Source organism: Streptomyces sp. NPDC107538, assembly GCF_055657445.1.
Genome location: NZ_JBVKAY010000006.1, coordinates 267,497 through 283,758 on the forward strand (window position 1 = coordinate 267,497; position 16,262 = coordinate 283,758).

General features: G+C 72.1%; 12 protein-coding genes and 2 pseudogenes. 10 read left to right on the forward strand and 4 right to left on the reverse strand.

The window, feature by feature from the left end; translation table 11 throughout:
• Positions 1 to 16: 16 nt before the first annotated feature.
• Positions 17 to 2,691, reverse strand: a pseudogene (locus tag ACZ7MG_RS22950) (ATP-binding protein).
• A gap of 244 nt (positions 2,692 to 2,935) precedes the next feature.
• On the opposite strand from ACZ7MG_RS22950, the pseudogene ACZ7MG_RS22955 reads away from it, so the two are divergent.
• Positions 2,936 to 3,436 (forward strand): annotated as a pseudogene (locus tag ACZ7MG_RS22955) (MFS transporter); the annotation flags it as partial.
• Between the two features lie 589 nt (positions 3,437 to 4,025).
• Positions 4,026 to 5,090 carry a DUF2510 domain-containing protein gene (locus ACZ7MG_RS22960; protein ID WP_471390764.1) on the forward strand — a complete coding sequence of 355 codons (1,065 nt, stop codon included), beginning with the start codon at positions 4,026 to 4,028 and terminating at the stop codon, positions 5,088 to 5,090.
• A gap of 136 nt (positions 5,091 to 5,226) precedes the next feature.
• Here ACZ7MG_RS22960 and ACZ7MG_RS22965 read toward each other — a convergent pair whose 3' ends face one another.
• Entirely contained in the window at positions 5,227 to 5,841 is a 615-nt protein-coding gene (locus ACZ7MG_RS22965) for a TetR/AcrR family transcriptional regulator (RefSeq protein ID WP_471390761.1), read from the reverse strand.
• Positions 5,842 to 6,072: 231 nt separating this feature from the next.
• Between ACZ7MG_RS22965 and ACZ7MG_RS22970 the strand changes: the two genes are divergently transcribed.
• Positions 6,073 to 6,873 (forward strand): phosphatase PAP2 family protein, encoded by an 801-nt coding sequence (locus ACZ7MG_RS22970; RefSeq protein WP_471390758.1) that lies wholly within the window; start codon positions 6,073 to 6,075, stop codon positions 6,871 to 6,873.
• Positions 6,870 to 7,817, forward strand: a complete 948-nt coding sequence (locus ACZ7MG_RS22975) for a DMT family protein (RefSeq protein ID WP_471390757.1) — start codon at positions 6,870 to 6,872, stop codon at positions 7,815 to 7,817. Before ACZ7MG_RS22970 ends, ACZ7MG_RS22975 begins: the two co-directional genes overlap by 4 nt.
• Before the next feature lie 230 nt (positions 7,818 to 8,047).
• On the opposite strand, the gene ACZ7MG_RS22980 is transcribed toward ACZ7MG_RS22975, so the two are convergent.
• Positions 8,048 to 10,102, reverse strand: a complete 2,055-nt coding sequence (locus tag ACZ7MG_RS22980; protein WP_471390755.1) for a phosphocholine-specific phospholipase C — start codon at positions 10,100 to 10,102, stop codon at positions 8,048 to 8,050.
• 304 nt (positions 10,103 to 10,406) lie between these two features.
• Here ACZ7MG_RS22980 and ACZ7MG_RS22985 point away from each other — a divergent pair, with 304 nt between their 5' ends.
• The 3 genes from ACZ7MG_RS22985 to ACZ7MG_RS22995 are packed head-to-tail and all read left to right on the forward strand — an operon-like array spanning position 10,407 to position 12,624.
• Positions 10,407 to 11,471, forward strand: coding sequence for a Rieske 2Fe-2S domain-containing protein (locus ACZ7MG_RS22985; RefSeq protein WP_471390754.1), 1,065 nt, complete (start codon positions 10,407 to 10,409; stop codon positions 11,469 to 11,471).
• Positions 11,468 to 11,674, forward strand: coding sequence for a hypothetical protein (locus ACZ7MG_RS22990; protein ID WP_471390752.1), 207 nt, complete (start codon positions 11,468 to 11,470; stop codon positions 11,672 to 11,674). The genes ACZ7MG_RS22985 and ACZ7MG_RS22990 overlap by 4 nt, the downstream gene beginning before the upstream one ends.
• Complete coding sequence (locus ACZ7MG_RS22995) at positions 11,671 to 12,624, forward strand: PDR/VanB family oxidoreductase (RefSeq protein WP_471390749.1); 954 nt, start codon at positions 11,671 to 11,673, stop codon at positions 12,622 to 12,624. The genes ACZ7MG_RS22990 and ACZ7MG_RS22995 overlap by 4 nt, the downstream gene beginning before the upstream one ends.
• On the opposite strand, the gene ACZ7MG_RS23000 is transcribed toward ACZ7MG_RS22995, so the two are convergent.
• The gene (locus ACZ7MG_RS23000) at positions 12,601 to 13,503 is read right to left on the reverse strand and encodes an IclR family transcriptional regulator domain-containing protein (protein WP_471390747.1); all 903 of its coding nucleotides are present in this window, start codon (positions 13,501 to 13,503) and stop codon (positions 12,601 to 12,603) included. The two genes, ACZ7MG_RS22995 and ACZ7MG_RS23000, sit on opposite strands and share 24 nt — an antisense overlap.
• 219 nt (positions 13,504 to 13,722) lie before the next feature.
• Between ACZ7MG_RS23000 and ACZ7MG_RS23005 the strand changes: the two genes are divergently transcribed.
• From ACZ7MG_RS23005 to ACZ7MG_RS23015, 3 genes are read left to right on the forward strand one after another with little or no spacing between them, the layout of a single operon-like run.
• Positions 13,723 to 14,691 carry an ABC transporter substrate-binding protein gene (locus ACZ7MG_RS23005; protein ID WP_471390744.1) on the forward strand — a complete coding sequence of 323 codons (969 nt, stop codon included), beginning with the start codon at positions 13,723 to 13,725 and terminating at the stop codon, positions 14,689 to 14,691.
• Positions 14,688 to 15,461 carry an ABC transporter permease gene (locus ACZ7MG_RS23010; RefSeq protein ID WP_471390742.1) on the forward strand — a complete coding sequence of 258 codons (774 nt, stop codon included), beginning with the start codon at positions 14,688 to 14,690 and terminating at the stop codon, positions 15,459 to 15,461. Before ACZ7MG_RS23005 ends, ACZ7MG_RS23010 begins: the two co-directional genes overlap by 4 nt.
• 2 nt (positions 15,462 to 15,463) lie before the next feature.
• Entirely contained in the window at positions 15,464 to 16,243 is a 780-nt protein-coding gene (locus ACZ7MG_RS23015) for an ABC transporter permease (protein WP_471391325.1), read from the forward strand.
• The last annotated feature ends 19 nt before the right edge of the window (positions 16,244 to 16,262 follow it).

Consider the following 16,262-nt stretch of genomic DNA (forward strand, 5'->3'; position numbering starts at 1 on the left):
GCCCCGGCGTCCGCCGCTAGCCGATCCGGGCGAGCGCCTCCCGTGCCTGTCGGACCAGGCCGTCCGCACCGCAGGACTCGGCCAACGTCAGGCCCCGATTGAGTTCGGAGACCGAGCGGAGGGCGGTGCCGTATTCGACGCGGGCCGCGGCGTGTTCGTACGCGGAGGGCGAGGCCGCCAGGTAGGTGACCGCCTGGCTGTACAGAGAGACCGCGTTACGGCCCGTGGCCAGTGCCGCCTCGACACGGAGGGCCTCGCCGATGGCCGTGTCCGTCCCGAAGCGCTCGGCACGGCGACGGACGGTCGCCGCGAGTTCGGCCGCGCGGCGCGGGTCCTCGGTGGCCAGGGCCCGGGCGAGGGCTCCGCCCCACGTGGCGGAGACCGGGTTGTAGTGGCCCCGGGCGGCCGTCGCCTTCTCGGCGGCCTCCAGTTCGTTGATGGCTTCCTTGGTCCGGCCCACGGCGAGAAGCAGGCGTCCCCGTACGGAACGGGGCTCCGGCAGCACGATGGTCGACGGGTACGGCGGGGCGAAGTTGTACTGCTCGGCGACCTCCCAGGCCTCCTCGACGTGCCCGCGGACCAGGAGCGTGTCGACGAGGTTGCAGGTCGTGGTCCAGTACAGAGGCAGACCGCGACCGACCCGCTCGGCGAGCACCAGAGACTGGCGCAGATGGGACTCGGCCTCCCTGAGGCGGCCGCGCAAGCGGTGTCCGAGCCCGACATAGGCGTGGGCCAGAGCCAGGTGACCGCCGCCCCAGCCGGCGGACTCGTAGGTGCGCAGCGCCTCCGTGTACAGGCTCTCCGCCCGGTCGAGCCGGTCCGCGTAGGCATACGCGCTGGCCAGCATCAGCAGCAGTTCGATGCCCCACTCCGTGTCGGTCCAGCCGAGTCCGGGCGCGAGACGGCCGTTGACGAGAGCACGGTCGCAGAACTCGACGACCTCTTCGGCGTTCTCGCCCCGTGTCATCGCGTCGAAGCCACGCAGGATGAGCAGCGCGCGTTCCGAGTTGTCGTGACCCGTGCAGGTCGCGGCCAGTGTGGCGAGGTCCTGGGAGTGTGTCTGCGGGAGTTCCTCGCCCGCGTGGACGCCCTCCCACATGTAGCGCACCGCCTGCAGTCGCATGCGGGCGGGGCCGGGATCGAGCCGGGCGATCTCCGTGTCGATCGTATCGACGGCTTCGTCCAACTGGTTGTTGTGCAGCAGCACCTGCGACAACCGGAACACCGCGTCCACCCGTTCCGTGCTGTCCAGCCCCGGTTCCGCGAGGGCCGCGCGGAGGTGTTCGACCGTGGTGGCGGGGGAGGTGAGGAGGGTGGCGCAGCCGAGTTCGTAGAGGACTCGGACGCGGATTTCCTGGGGCGGTGGTTCCTTGAGGGCCCGCTCCAGACAGCGGCGGGCGGCGTCCGGGGCGCCCACGGCGAGGTGTTCGCGCGCGGCGGCCCGCAACTGCTCGACCAGTTCGGGGTCACCGTCGGCGTGCACCTCGACGAGATGGCGTGAGGCCGCCGCGGCACCCCGCCCGGACTCGCTGACGACCGTCGCGGCCACGCCGTGGAACGCGGTGCGGATGCCCGGCGGAATCGACTTGTAGACCGCGGTGGCGATCAGCGGGTGCACGAACTCCAGGTCCCCGGCCTCCGCCCGCCGGTTGACGGGACTGGGCTCGGTGAGGATACGGGCCGCGGTCAGCAGGTCGGCGCACTGCGCCGCCGTCTCCCGGCTCAGGGAGGCGAGCCGGGCCACGATCTCCACGGAGATGCCGGTGTGCAGGATGGCCGCCGCCCAGGCGAAGCGGGTGGCGTCGACGCCGAGCGTCTCCAGCCGGGCGACGAGGCCGCGGCCGCGTGCCGTGCGGTTCAGGGCGCGCAGTTCGGCGGCGGAGTCCTCGACCGGTTCCAGTTCGCTGTCCTGCACCTTGGCGAGGAGTTCGACGGTCTCGTACGGGTTGCCGCCGGTCACCGCCCACACCTCGCGGCAGAACGGGTCGTCGGCGTGCTCGCCGACCGTGGCGCGGGTGAGCCCGGCGGTGGCCCCGGGCGTGAGGAGTCTGAGGGTGGGGACCGGGCGGGACTCGGCGGCGACCCGGGCGAGATGGCGGCTGCCCTCGCGGGTGGCCTCACCGGGCCGGTGCGCCACCACGACGAGGACGCACATCTCGGTGAGGCGGTCGACGACGCCGGACAGCCAGTGCAGGGTCTCCTGGTCGGCCCAGTGGGCGTCGTCGATCAGCAGCACGAGCGGCCAGCTCACCCGGGAGAGCCGGTTCATGACGGCGACCAGCCCGTCGCACACGACCTGCGGGTCGGCAGGGCCCTCGCCCGGCTCCGTGAGTCCCAGGGCGGGTCCGGCGATGTCGTACCAGTCGCCCAGGTACTCGCGGACCTCCTCCTCCAGCAGCCCGGTCAGCGCGGGTTTCAGCAGCTGCCGTACGACGTTGAAGGGGACGGACGCGACGGGGTCTCGCCGCCGCGTGCGTACCAGGCCTTGCAGCCGCGTTCCTCGGCGATCCGGCGGGCCTCGGTCAGGAGGGCGGTCTTGCCGATGCCCGCCTCACCGCTGAACACCAGGACACTGCCCGGAGATGCCGTGTCGACGCGGAGTTCGTCGATCGCCTGTGTGAGGGCGGCGATCTCCGCGTCGCGCTCCCACAGGGAAGCCGAGGCGGCCTCACCGGGCCGTCCCTCCGTCATCCCGCTACCTCCCCAGCGTCGCCCGAACGACGTACAGGTGATTGAGCGTAGCCCTCCGGCTGCCGAAGTGGAGGCTGGTCCGGGCACCTATTGCCGTGTCGGGTGACATCGGAGGGCCCCGGGGCGACGCATCCGGCCGCCCACCTGCCGCGTTGAAGGTGATGGACAGTCAACTGCCCGTGATCCGCCACCGTTTTTGCCGTTCTGCGGTATCGGCGGCGTCCCGTCCCCGCCAGGAGAGTCCATGCGCCCACCCGACCCCGGCCGTACCCCGTGCCCCGCCCGGCCCGAGGGGCCCGCACGGTCCCGCGGGGCACTGTTCGCGGGGTCGGTGGGGAACCTCATCGAGTGGTACGAGTTCGGTGTCTACGGCTACTTCGCGACGGTCGTCGCGGCCCGGTTCTTCACGCCGGAGGGCGGCGGTGAGGCCGAGGGGCTGGTGCGGACGTACGCCTCGTTCGCGCTGGCGTTCTTCTTCCGGCCGGTCGGCGCCGCCCTGTTCGGCGCGCTCCCGACGTACGACACGGTCGGCGCCCTCGCACCGTGGCTGCTGACCTTCCTCCGGGTGCTCCAAGGGCTGTCAGCGGGCGGGGAGTTCGGGGGCGCGGTGTCGGTGATGACGGAGTTCGCGCCGCCGGGCAGACGGGGGCTGTACGGGTCGTGGCAGTCGTTCACGGTGGCGCTGGGGCTGCTGGGCGGGGCGGGGGTGTCCGCCTTGCTTGGCACCGACCCGGCGAGCACGGGCGCCCGCCACCCGAGCGTGCTGGGCGCGGTGACCCCGGGGCGCCGGGGGCTGCCACCCCTGCCGGCAGCGGCGCTCACCGTGCGGCCACCGGTACGGCTGACCGTACGGTGAGCAGCCGGGGCGAGAGCCGTGCGGCTGAGGCTCCGCCGGGCAGGCACACCCATCCACCTGCGTCCACTTCGGCGCCAGTCGCCAGTCGTCAGCGGACTCGGGCAGTCGGCGGGGAATCCGCACTCCGGGCCGGCGGACCACTGCGCGGGCCACGCGGCAACTCCGGCGGTCCGGACGGCAGGCGCCTGACGGCAGCACCGGACGGCCGACCGCATGCGGCAGCGATAACACCGTCCGGTCCCGAGGGCAGCCGCCCGGACCGACCGGCAACTCCGGCGGCCCGGACGGCAGACGGCACGCGGCGCCCGCCACCCCGCACCCCGCACCCCGCACCCCGCACGGGGAACGGGGAACGGAGAACGGAGAACGGGGAACGGGGAACGGAAGACTGCGGTGGATGGCACCGCGAGCGGCGGTGGGTGGGGCAATATCCGTGCCCTCTCATCCGGTTTTCACTCCGGCCTCATACGGTTGGTCCATGACGCAGGTGACTCCTCCCGGCTGGTACCCCGACCCCGGGCAGACAAATGACGCGCCCGCCACCGAGCGCTGGTGGGACGGCAAGGCGTGGACGGACCAGGTCCGGCCCGTGGGTTCGGCCGCGGGATTCGGTCCCCCGGCCTACCCGGCGGGCGCCGCTCCCTATCCGCCGGCGCCCGGGGGCCACCCCGGGTATCCGGGCTATCCCGGGTACCTGGCCGCGGCTCCGAAGCGCGGTCTGCGCACCGGGATAGCCGTGGCCGTGGCGGCGGCGGTGCTGGCCAGCATCGGGGTGGGCGTGTACGCCCTGGCCGGCGACGACGGGGGCGGCGGGGGCAGCGCGACGTCCCAGGGCCCCGGCGGACAGAACGGCACGGGCGGTACCGACGGCGGACAGGGCGGGCCGGGCGGCAACTCCGGCGGCCAGGGCGGCCCCGGCGATCCGGGCGGCTCCGGTGGCTCCGGTGGCTCCGGTGGGCAGACCCCGGCGCCGGACGGGTCCGGGCAGCCGCCGCAGCTGGAGGAGGGGTACGCCACCGACACGACCAGCGGTATCAGCATCCCGGTGCCGGACGGCTGGCTGGGCTCGCCGCTGCAGGCCGGTGCGCAGGTGACGACGGAGGCCTCGTACGAGTGCCCGGCGGACGCCACGAAGACCTGCACCCGCGGGGGCGCCTACTCGTCGCCCGCCGAGCTGCTGAAGCTGAAGGCCACCACCGCCGAGGACGCCGCCAAGGAGGACATCTCCCAGGCCGCCGAGGACGCCTACGGCTCCGAGGGCTACGGGAAGATCACCTCGCACGAGGAGCTGGCCTCCAAGGCGGTGACCGTGGCCGGTCAGAAGGGGTACTACGTCCGCTGGAAGGTGGTCACGGGCGAGGGCGACGACGGCTATGTCGAGTCGCTGGCCTTCCCCTCCCCCGCCGACTCCTCGCAGCTCGTCGTGGTCCGCTTCGGCATCGACGTGAGCGACAAGGCCCCCGAGCAGTCGGTGATCGACGAGATCACCAAGGGCATCAAGAAGGCGTCGATCAGCGGGGGCGGCAGCGGCCAGGACGTGTGAGAGCAAGTCGGCCGGGTGGGAATCCTCTCCGCTCCAGAGGAATCCCACCCGGCCGGGGGTACGCGCCGCCCCCGTCCCCACGGTGCGGCGCGATCAGGTCGTCGTCCGGTTCATGCCACGGACGGCGGCCTGAGTCTCACGCGAGGCCGAGCGTCGGGAGCACGGCCGCCTCGATGAACTTGATGATGTACGTCTCGTCCGCGTCCCGGCCCTCCAGAACCGGCCGGGCCCGCAGCACACCGAAGATCTGCGCCGGGATGAACTCCAGCGCCGGATGGTCCGCGGCGACCTCGCCCCGGTCCACTCCCCGGGCGATCATCGCCCTGAGCGCCTCGATCTCCGGCTCCACCAGCGCGTCCCGCAGGGCGGCCTGCAACTCCTCGTCCTGGACGAACGCCTGGCCGAGGGCCTGGAGCAGCCGGCCCTCCAGAACGTAGCCCGCCCCTGCGTGCCGGGCCACCTCGCGCAGATCACCGGCGAGGGTGCCGGTGTCGATCCCCGCGAAGCGGACACTGCGGCGGGCGCGCAGCGCGGCCGCCACGAACTGCGGTTTGGTCCGCCACTGCCGGTAGAGCGTCGACTTGCTGCACCGCGTGGTCGCGGCGACGCCCTCCATGGTCACCGCGTCGTACCCGCACTCACGGATCTGTTCGAGCACAGCGTCGAAGAACTCCTGCTCACGCTCGGGCGTGAGTTTGGAGCGGCGCGAGGCGACGGCCGTCTCCGGCCCCTCCGCTGCCTGCGACGTCATGACTCGTGTCTCCTTCGGTCGTCCCCATGCCGAAAGGCCTGTCGAAACGCCACTGTACCGGAACGCTGTCGTATCGGTACAGTGCCGTATCGATACCCCGCCGTTTCGGTACAGTAGCGTATCGGTACACTCTCGTATCGGTACCAGCACGTATCGGTACGACGCCGTGTCGATCGTCTGTGCCGCCAAGGGAACCAGCGCCACCAGCGCCGTCAGTGAAAGGGCCGGGGGATGGAATGCCGCACCGAGCCTGCGAAAGAGCCGGCCGCCGCGATAGCGCGGCCGCCGCTCGTCCGTGAGTTCCTGCTCGTCGCAGGGCTCTTCCTCGTCTACAAGTTCGGCCGGTTGCTGGCCAACGGCCACACCGCCGAGGCCTTCCGCAACGCCCAGGACGTCTGGGACTGGGAGCGGGCCCTGCACCTGCCGGGCGAGGGGTCCGTGCAGTCCGCGCTGCTGCACGGCGACACGCTGGTCCACGTCGCGAACGTCTACTACGCGACCGTCCACTTCCCGGCCACCGCGGCCTTCCTGGTCTGGCTGTATCTGCGGCGCCCGGAGCACTACGTCTGGGCGCGCCGGGTCCTGGCCGCCCTCACCGCCGCCGCCCTGCTGCTGCACCTCGCGTTCCCGCTGGCGCCGCCGCGGTTGCTGGAGGCCGCGGGTCTCGTCGACACCGGACAGGTGTACGGGCCGACGGTCTACTCGTCGGCGCCGACCACCGACACGCTGGCGAACCAGTTCGCGGCGATGCCCTCGCTGCACTTCGGCTGGGCCCTGATGGTCGCGATCGGGCTGATCGCCGCGACCCGTTCGCGATGGCGCTGGCTCTGGCTGCTGCATCCGCTGGTGACCCTGGTCGTGATCGTCGGCACCGCGAACCACTACTGGCTGGACGCGATCGTGGCGGGCACCCTGCTGGCCGTCGCCCTCGCCGTGATCCAGCTCCCGCACCGGACGGTCACCACCGCCGGGCGGCACGCCCCGGCCCTCGCACCGGCCGAGGAGCCCGTCCTGGTCGGAGCGGGCCGATGAACGCCACCCTCGTCGCCGTCGTCCTCTCCCTGCTCTCCGCCGTCGGCTACGCGGCCGCCGCCGTGGCCCAGGAGCGGCTGGCCGCGCGCAGCGCCGGCACCGGTGTACGGCGGATGCTCGCCAGCGCTGCCTGGTGGAGTTCGGTCGCGCTGAACGCGGGCGCCGCGCTGCTGCACGTCGTGGCGCTCAAGTACGGCCCCCTCACGGTCGTGCAGCCGCTCGGCGCGCTCACGCTGGTGGCGGCGGTGCCGCTCGGGGCGCGGGTGGCGGGGCGGCGGGTCACGGCGACGGAGTGGCGGGGCACCGCGCTCACGCTGGCCGGGCTGGCCGCGATCCTGGTCGTCGCGTCGGGGCCCGCCCCGGACGACGTGCTGAGTCTTCCGGAGGCCGTCGCGGTGGCCGGGGCGACCGTCGTCCTGGTCGGACTGCTCTCCCGGCCCGGCGCCAAGCCGGGGCTGCGCCACGCCGGGGCCTCCGGGATGGCCTCGGGTGTCGCCTCCGCGCTCACCCAGACCGTCACCGTCGCCGCGACGGACCGCTCCGGGTCCCTCCTCGACGTGGAGGTCGTCGTGGTGGCCCTGCTGGTCGCCGCGTTCGCGGTGGGCGGGCTGCTGCTCTCCCAGACGGCGTACCGAGGGGGTCTGGGGGCGCCCCTCGCGGTCGTCACCCTCGCCAACCCGCTGGCCGCCGCGGTGATCGGCCTCTCCCTGCTCGGCGAGGGCCTGCGGGGTGGGGCCGCGGGGGTGCTGCTCGCGGTGGCGGGGGCCGTGATCGCGGCGCGCGGCGTGGTCCTGCTGACCCGGGCGACGGCTCCCACCCCGGTGGACGAGGACCACCCGGTGGCGGCCGTCCTGGCCCTGGAGCCCCACCACGCCCCCACGGAACCGTCGTTGCGACCGCGTCGCCCGAGCACCCCCTCCCCTGGACACCTCACCCCCCTCTGAGCAGACGGGGGGCGGGAGGCGCTTACCGGCGCTGACAGCGCGCCGCCTGCGCCCACCCGTGCCGCCCCAGCGGCACGACTGCCCGCAGTTGCAACAGGCGGACGCGCCCCTGGGGCCGCAGGCCCCCCAGGGGCGCGGGGAACTGCGCGATCAGCCACGTACGGCCGCTACCCGCCCGATCACAGGTCCCGCCGAGCTACTAGGCGCCCGGGCCCCAAGTCGCCCGGCGCCTACCGCCGCCCCAACGCCGGATCACTCACCCCGACCCGCCCGTTCTCCACGTGTCCGGCGAACCTCCGGAGGAACCCCCCGGTGGCGGTGACCGTCAGGTCGTACCACCGTCGGCTGGAGCGCAGCTCGAAGACCTCGCGGACGATCCCCCCGGCCCGCACCCGAACCGTCCGGGCCCGCCCCCCGTACGCGCTGACGACCTTCAGACTCACCGCGGCGGAGCCCCTGTTGGTGAAGGTCAGCTCCACATCGTCGCCGACGTGCCGCGCGGTGACCTCGGCCCCACGCACCGCCCCCGGCCCCTCGAAGACCCGCAGGAAGCCGTTCGGCCCGTGCACCGTGAGGTCGTACGACCCCCCGGCGGCCGCGGAGCTCCACGTGTCCGAGACGGCCTTGCCCGCCTCGGTCGTGTACGTCCACGGCCCGTCCGTACGGTTGCCGGACGTGACCAGGAACGCCGCCCCCGCCCTGCCGCCGGAGGCGAACGTGAGGGTGAGGGTCCCGGCCTTCGGGTCGACGGAACCGTCCACCCGGGGCGCGTACTTGAGCGGCCGGGCGGGACGCAGCCCCCGCTCCTGCCGGGGCATGCTCGGGTCCGCCGGCACGGCCGGCTTGTAGTCGGGGTGCCGTTCCCGGTCCTGCGGCTCGTACTCGTCGGTGCCGGGCAGCGCGGCGGGCCGGCTGTCCTTGCGGGAGAAGTCGAACGCGGCGGTCAGGTCGCCACAGACGGCCCGCCGCCACGGCGAGATGTTCGGCTCCTTCACCCCGAACCGGCGCTCCATGAACCGCAGGATCGAGGTGTGGTCGAGGGTCTCCGAGCAGACGTAACCGCCCTTGCTCCAGGGCGAGACGACCAGCATCGGGACGCGCGGGCCGAGCCCGTAGGGTCCGGCGACCCGGTTGGCGTCGCCCTTGTAGAGGTCGAGGGAGACATCGACCGTGGACTTTCCGTGGGACGCGTCGCGCGGCGGCAGCGGCGGGACGAGGTGGTCGAAGAAGCCGTCGTTCTCGTCGTAGGTGATGAAGAGCGCCGTCTTCGCCCAGACCGCCGGGTTGGAGGTCAGCGCGTCGAGGACCTGGGAGATGTACCAGGCGCCGTAGTTCGAGGGCCAGTTGGAGTGCTCGGAGAACGCCTCGGGGGCGGCGATCCAGGAGATCTGCGGCAGCTTCCCCGCCTTGACGTCGGCCTTCAGCAGGTCGAAGTAGCCGTCGCCGGCCTTGGCGTTGGTCCCGGTGCGGGCCTTGTCGTACCAGGGGTCGCCCGGCTTGGCGTTGCGGTACTTGTTGAAGTAGAGCAGCGAGTTGTCGCCGTAGTTGCCCCGGTAGGCGTCCGCTATCCAGCCCCAGGAGCCGGCCGCGTCCAGGCCGTCGCCGATGTCCTGGTAGATCTTCCAGGAGATCCCGGCCGCTTCGAGGCGCTCGGGGTAGGTAGTCCAGTCGTAGCCGAGTTCGTCGTTGCCGAGGACGGGGCCGCCGCCCTTGCCGTCGTTGCCCGTGTGCCCGGTCCACATGTAGTAGCGGTTGGGGTCGGTCGAGCCGATGAACGAGCAGTGGTAGGCGTCGCAGACGGTGAAGGTGTCGGCGAGGGCGTAGTGGAACGGGATGTCCTCGCGGGTCAGGTACGCCATCGTCGTGGTGCCCTTGGCCGGCACCCACTTGTCGTACTTGCCGGCGTTGTAGGCGGCGTGCCCGTCCGGCCAGCTGTGCGGCAGGCCCTCCAGGAACTGCATCCCGAGATCGTCGGCCTCCGGGTGGAACGGCAGCACGTCCTTGGCGCCGGCCGTGCCGTCCGACTGGTGCCACACGCTCCTGCCGTGGTCCAGCGTCACCGGGTGCGGGTCGCCGAAGCCGCGTACCCCTCTCAGCGCGCCGAAGTAGTGGTCGAAGGACCGGTTCTCCTGCATCAGGACGACGATGTGCTCGACATCCTCGATCGTCCCGGAACGGTGGTGCGCGGGCAGCGCCGCGGCCCGCTGGATGCTGGCCGACAGTGCGCTGAACGCCGTTGTGGCGCCCGCGACTTGGAGGAATCGCCGCCGGTTGACTTCAGGCATGGGTGACTGACCTCTTGTCCTGACGTGGTGCGTCGGATGTGATCGGGTGTGGCCTACGCGCAAGGAATGGTCCAAGAGGAACGAACGCCGGGGAAGGGTCCGTGGCGCGGGTGTGACGCGGGGAGGTCCGCCGTGCGAACAGCGGCGGGCGGGCCGCCCTCCTCCTGGCAAAGCCGTGCGCAGCGGGCTTCCGTCTGACGGAAGGGGTCTTGCCCGGCCCCGCGCCCGCTCAGGAATGTGGTGGCACGCGGGGCGACACGGCTCCGCTCACCGGGTTCTCAGGGTTCTCAGGGACGGGATCGCCATGCCTCACATGACCGCCTTCGCCAGGAATCAGTGGTACGTCGCCGCCTACGCCGAAGAGGTCGGGCGGGAGCTCCTCGGCCGGACGATCCTCGGGGAGCCGCTGGTGTTCTACCGGACGGAGGAGGAGGGGACGCCGGTCGCGCTGCACGACCGGTGTGTGCACCGCCGGTACCCGCTGTCGGAGAGCGGGCTGGACGGCGACCGGATCGTCTGCGGGTACCACGGCTTCACGTACGACACGACCGGCGCCTGTGTGTACGTGCCGGGGCAGAAGCGGATACCGCGGACGGCGCGGGTGGCCTCGTACCCGGTGGTCGAGCAGGACTCGCTGATCTGGGTCTGGATAGGCGACCCGGCGCTCGCCGACCCGCAGACCATCCCCCGGGCCAAGCACCTGGCCGCCCCCGGCTGGACGACCGTGCGCGGTATGGAGCCGATCGACGCCGACTACGGGCTCCTCGTCGACAACCTGCTCGACCTCTCCCACGAGACGTATCTGCACGGCGGCTACATCGGCACCCCCGAGGTCGCCGAGACGCCGATCACCACCGAGGTCGACGAGGGCGCCGGTGTCGTACGGGTGAGCCGGCACATGGACGACGCCGAGTGCCCGCCGTTCTACGCGAAGTCGACCGGCATCGAGGGCCGGATCACCCGCTGGCAGGACATCGAGTACTTCGCCCCGTGCCTGTACCTGCTGCACAGCCGGATCGCCCCCGTGGGCGTGCTCCCCGAGGCGGACGGCAGCGACCCGAACGGCTTCCACACCGAGATCACCTATGCGATCACCCCGTCGGCGGACGGCAAGGTGTACGACTTCTGGATGGTCTCGCGGGACTGGGCGACCGAGAGCGACGAGGTCACCGAGTTCCTCAAGGGCAACAACCACACGGTCGTCATGCAGGACGTCGTCGCGCTGAACCTGCTCCAGGAGACGCTGGGCACCGAGCGCACCGGCTACCAGGAGCTGAGCATCAACATCGACACCGGTGGTCTGGCCGCCCGGCGGATCCTCGCCCGGCTGGTCGAGCAGGGTGAGAAGCCCGTGGAGAAGGTCCAGTGAGCACACCGCCCACGCTCCGGACCGGAGGGACCGGCGAGGTCTACCGCATCGACTGGCTGCCGGGCACGGACATCCTGCACGGCACCTGCCACTGCGGGCGGGAGCACACCGCGCAGGACCCGATCGAGATGTGGGAGTGGATGCTCGCCCACCCCCAAGGACACGAGCCGCAAGGCTTGGAGCCGCAAGGAAACAGCTCATGACCTCGACCTCCACGTCACCCGTCTACGAGGCCGAACTCGTCGTCGAGGGGCGCGAGTTCGCCGCCGACGGCGTGCTCGCCCTCACCCTGCGGCATCCGCTGGGCGAGGAACTCCCCGCCTGGGAGCCGGGCGCGCACATCGACGTACTGCTGGGCCCGGAGCTGGAGCGCCAGTACTCGCTGTGCGGTGATCCGGCGGACCGTACGACGTGGCGGATCGGGGTCCTGCGGGAGCCCGACGGGCGCGGCGGATCGGCGTATGTGCACACGGAGTTGGCGGCGGGCGACAAGGTCCGGGTGCGCGGGCCGCGCAACAACTTCGCCCTGGAGCCGGTGGCCCGCTACCGGTTCGTGGCCGGCGGCATCGGCATCACCCCCATCCTGCCGATGCTGGCCGCGGCCGAGGCGGCGGGCGCCCAGTGGTCCCTGCTGTACGGCGGGCGCAGTCGTGAATCCATGGCGTTCCGGGCGGAGTTGGAGGCGTACGGGGACCGGGTGACCGTCGCCCCGCAGGACGAGACGGGGCTGCTCGACCTCGGGTCCGTGCTGGACGGGCTGCCCGAGGACACCCTCGTCTACTGCTGTGGGCCCGGCGCGCTGCTCGACGCGGTGGAGGAGCGGTGTCCCGGCAAGGCGCTCCGGGTCGAGCGGTTCCGGCCGAAGGAGCAGGAGACGGGCCCGGACAGCGAGTTCGAGGTCGTCCTGGAGCGGTCGGGGAAGACCGTCACGGTTCCCGTCGGGGTCTCCGTGCTCGACTCCGTGCGGGCCGCCGGGGTCGAGGTGCTGTACTCCTGCGCGGAGGGCACCTGCGGGACCTGTGAGACGGACGTCCTGGAGGGCACCCCCGACCACCGCGACTCGGTGCTCAGCGAGGAGGAGCGCGAGGCCGGGGAGACCATGCTCATCTGTGTCTCCCGGTGCCGGGGTTCACGGCTGGTGCTCGACCTGTAGCGACGGGCGCACGGCGGTGCCGTGGCCCGCGGCCCTCCCCGGCACGCACAGGTCGGCCTCGATCCGGGCGACCGTGGCCAGCAGCGGGGGCAGCAGGTCGCGGCGTACCGACTCGACCGAGGTGCGGCCGGCGTGGACGGGGATGTTCACGGCGGCCACCACCTCGCCGTCGCGGTCCCGGACCGGGGCGGCGACCGAGCGGAGCCCCTCCTCCAGCTCCTGGTCGACGACGGCGTACCCCTGGCGTCGTACGCGCCGCAGCTCGGCCCTGAGCCGGTCGGCGGAGGTGAGGGTGCGCCGGGTGAAGGCCTCGGGGACGACGCGGGCCAGCCGGGCGTCGATCTCCTCGTCCGGCAGATGCGCGAGGATCACCCGGCCGACCGAGGTGACCTGGGCCGGGAAACGGGTGCCCACGGTGATCGTCGCCGTCATGATGCGGCTGGTGGGGACCCGCGCCACGTACACGATGTCGTCGCCGTCGAGGACGCACAGCGAGGACGACTCCCCCACCTGCGCGACCAGCCGCTCCAGATGCGGTACGGCGAGGTCGGGGAGGGTGAAGGCGGCCAGATAGGCGTAGCCGAGTTCCAGCACGCGCGGGGTCAGCCGGAACAGCCGGCCGTCGGTGTGGACGTACCCGAGGTCGACGAGGGTGAGCAGGAAGCGGCGGGCGGCGGCCCGGGTCAGCTCGCACGTCCGGGCGACCTCGCTCAGGGTCAGCGCGGGGTGCTCGGCGTCGAAGGCGCGGATGACCGCGAGGCCCCGCTCGAAGGACCGGACGAAGTGCGGTGCACGGTCCGCGTGCGGTGCACGGTCCACCTGGGGTGCGGGGTCCGCGTGGGGCGCGCGGTCCGCGCCGAACCGGTCTCGATCGGGCATCGTCGCCTCCAGGAAGCCGCCAGGGCCTGTGACGCTGGTCGTACGCCGGTGCGCTCTGCGCACGCTAGGAGCACACTTCCGCAACTGTCAACGCATCTGCACAGCAAGGGCATTGACCCGCGACCGACGGCGTTCTACCTTCCCGCTGAGCACTTCTGTGCGGTGTGCGCACAGCCTGTCGAGGACATCCGTCGAAGCGCGTTCCCGTCTGGGGGAGTCATGCGTCGTCTGCTCATCGGCCTCGCGGCCGGCACCTTGTTCACCGCCGCGACCGCCTGCGGTTCGTCCGACTCCGGTTCGGGCGGCGGGGGTTCGGCCTCCGGCGGCACCACCACGCTCAAGCTGGGCGTCATTCCCATCATCGATGTCGCCCCGATGTACCTGGGCGAGAAGAAGGGCTTCTACAGCGAACGCGGGCTGAAGCTGGAGCCGACGCTCGCGCAGGGCGGGGCGGCGATCGTGCCCGGTGTCGTCTCCGGGCAGTTCGACTTCGGTTTCAGCAACATGACCTCGCTGCTGGTCGCCCAGTCCAAGAGCGTGCCGGTCAAGGCCGTGGTGAACGGGGTGGCCTCCACCGGGAAGCCGGGCGCCGACTTCGCGGAGATCGCCGTGCCGAAGGGCAGTGAGCTGAAGTCCGCCAAGGAGCTGGAGGGCAAGAAGGTCGCGGCCAACACCCTCGGCAACATCTGCGACACCTCGGTCAACGAGTCGGTCCGCAAGGACGGCGGCGATCCGTCGAAGGTGGAGTACGTGGAGATGCCGTTCGACCAGATGCCGGCCGCGCTGTCCAAGGGGCAGGTCGACGCGGCCTGTGTGGTGGAGCCCGCGCTCGCCACCATCAAGTCGCAGGGCGGCACGGTCCTGGCGTCGAACTTCGTGGACGTCTCCCCGGACCTCACCGTGGCCATGTACTTCACCTCGGAGCAGTACGCCGCGAAGAACCCGGAGTTGGTGAAGAAGTTCCAGGAGGCCACGGCCGAGTCGCTGGCGTACGCCGACGAACACCCGGACGAGGTACGGGAGATCATCACCACGTACACGAAGATCCCGCAGAGTCTGCTGGATTCGGTCGTGCTGCCCCGCTGGCCGGCCGAGCCGGACCGGGCCTCCATCGAGCGGCTGGCCGAACTGGGGCAGCAGGACGGCCTGTTCGAGAAGGCCCCGGACCTGGACAAGCTGCTGCCGTGAGGGGTGGAGACGCCGTCCTCGGCGCGGCCGGGCTCGCGGGGTTCCTCGCCGTGTGGGAGGCGGCCCCGCGGCTCGGTCTCGTCGAGGACGCCTATCTCCCGCCGGTGAGCCGGGTCGCCGACGCGCTGGCCGCCGAACTCGCCGACGAGACCTTCTGGACGGCGCTCGGCGACACCCTCACCGGCTGGGCGGTGGGCCTGCTGATCGCCGTGACGGCCGGGATCGTGACGGGAGTCGTCATCGCCGTCGTCCCGTATCTGCGGGAGGCGACGACGTCCACGATCGAGTTCCTGCGCCCGATCCCCTCGGTCGCCCTGATCCCCCTCGCGGTCCTCCTCTACGGCAGCGAACTGCGGTCGGTGCTGCTGCTGGTGGTCTACGCGTCCTTCTGGCAGATCCTGATCCAGACCCTGTACGGCGTCCAGGACGTCGACCCGGTCGCCGAGGAGACGGCCCGCTCCTACGGCCTCGGCACCTGGGCCCGGGTCCGGTACGTGCTGTGGCCCACGGCCCTGCCGTACGTCATGACGGGGGTGCGGCTGGCCGCCGCGGTGGCCCTCATCCTGGCGGTGACCGCCGAACTGGTCATCGGGGCACCGGGGTTGGGCCAGCGCATCGCGGTGGCGCAGACCTCGCAGGCGGTGCCGGAGATGTACGCGCTGGTGGTGGTCACCGGTCTGCTGGGGCTGCTGATCAACGTGGGCGCGCGGACGGTGGAGCGGCGGGCGCTGGCCTGGCACCAGTCGGTGCGCGGGGAGGTGGCGGTGTGAGCGTGCGCCGTGTGCTGCTCCGGGTGGTGTTCGTCGTCGCGCTGCCCCTCGTGCTGGTCACGGTCTGGTGGTTCGCGTCGGCGGGCAGCACCGATGTGTTCTGGCCGCCGCTGCGCACGATCCTGACCACCTTCCCGGACGTCTGGACCGCCGAGCGACTGCGCGCCGACGTACTGCCCAGCCTGTTGCGGCTGTCCGCCGGTTACGCCCTGGCGGCCGTCGTCGGGGTGGCGCTCGGCACGGTCATCGGCTCCTCCCGGCGGGTGCGGGCGGTCTGCGAACCGGTCCTTGAGTTCCTGCGGGCGGTCCCGCCGCCGGTCCTCGTCCCGGTCATCATGCTGTTCGCGGGCATCGGCGACACGATGAAGATCGCGGTCATCGCGAGCGGCTGTGTCTGGCCGATCCTGCTCAACACCGTCGAGGGCGTGCGCGCGGTGGACTCGGTGCTGTCCGAGACGGCCCGGTCGTACGGCATCACGGGCGCCGCCCGGCTGCGGAACGTGGTGCTGCGCTCGGCGAGCCCGCAGATCTTCGCGGGGCTGCGGCAGGCGCTGTCCATCGGCATCATCCTCATGGTCATCAGCGAGATGACCGCGTCCAGCAACGGGCTGGGGTACACCATCGTGCAGTTCCAGCGCGGTTTCGCGGTCCCCGACATGTGGACCGGCATCCTCGTCCTCGGTCTGCTCGGGTTCCTGCTGTCCGTCGTCTTCCGGCTGGTCGAGCGGCGCGTCCTCGGCTGGTACCACGGTCTGCGCGCGTCCTCCCGGCGGTCGGGGTGAAACCGGAGAAGGAGCGGCG

What these genes read in the sequence shown, in the direction of transcription:
- ACZ7MG_RS22960 (WP_471390764.1), top strand. Translation starts at nt 4,026, where the DNA reads ATGACGCAGGTGACTCCTCCCGGCTGGTACCCCGACCCCGGGCAGACA.
- ACZ7MG_RS22965 (WP_471390761.1), bottom strand. Translation starts at nt 5,841, where the DNA reads ATGACGTCGCAGGCAGCGGAGGGGCCGGAGACGGCCGTCGCCTCGCGC.
- ACZ7MG_RS22970 (WP_471390758.1), top strand. Translation starts at nt 6,073, where the DNA reads ATGGAATGCCGCACCGAGCCTGCGAAAGAGCCGGCCGCCGCGATAGCG.
- ACZ7MG_RS22975 (WP_471390757.1), top strand. Translation starts at nt 6,870, where the DNA reads ATGAACGCCACCCTCGTCGCCGTCGTCCTCTCCCTGCTCTCCGCCGTC.
- ACZ7MG_RS22980 (WP_471390755.1), bottom strand. Translation starts at nt 10,102, where the DNA reads ATGCCTGAAGTCAACCGGCGGCGATTCCTCCAAGTCGCGGGCGCCACA.
- ACZ7MG_RS22985 (WP_471390754.1), top strand. Translation starts at nt 10,407, where the DNA reads ATGCCTCACATGACCGCCTTCGCCAGGAATCAGTGGTACGTCGCCGCC.
- ACZ7MG_RS22995 (WP_471390749.1), top strand. Translation starts at nt 11,671, where the DNA reads ATGACCTCGACCTCCACGTCACCCGTCTACGAGGCCGAACTCGTCGTC.
- ACZ7MG_RS23000 (WP_471390747.1), bottom strand. Translation starts at nt 13,503, where the DNA reads ATGCCCGATCGAGACCGGTTCGGCGCGGACCGCGCGCCCCACGCGGAC.
- ACZ7MG_RS23005 (WP_471390744.1), top strand. Translation starts at nt 13,723, where the DNA reads ATGCGTCGTCTGCTCATCGGCCTCGCGGCCGGCACCTTGTTCACCGCC.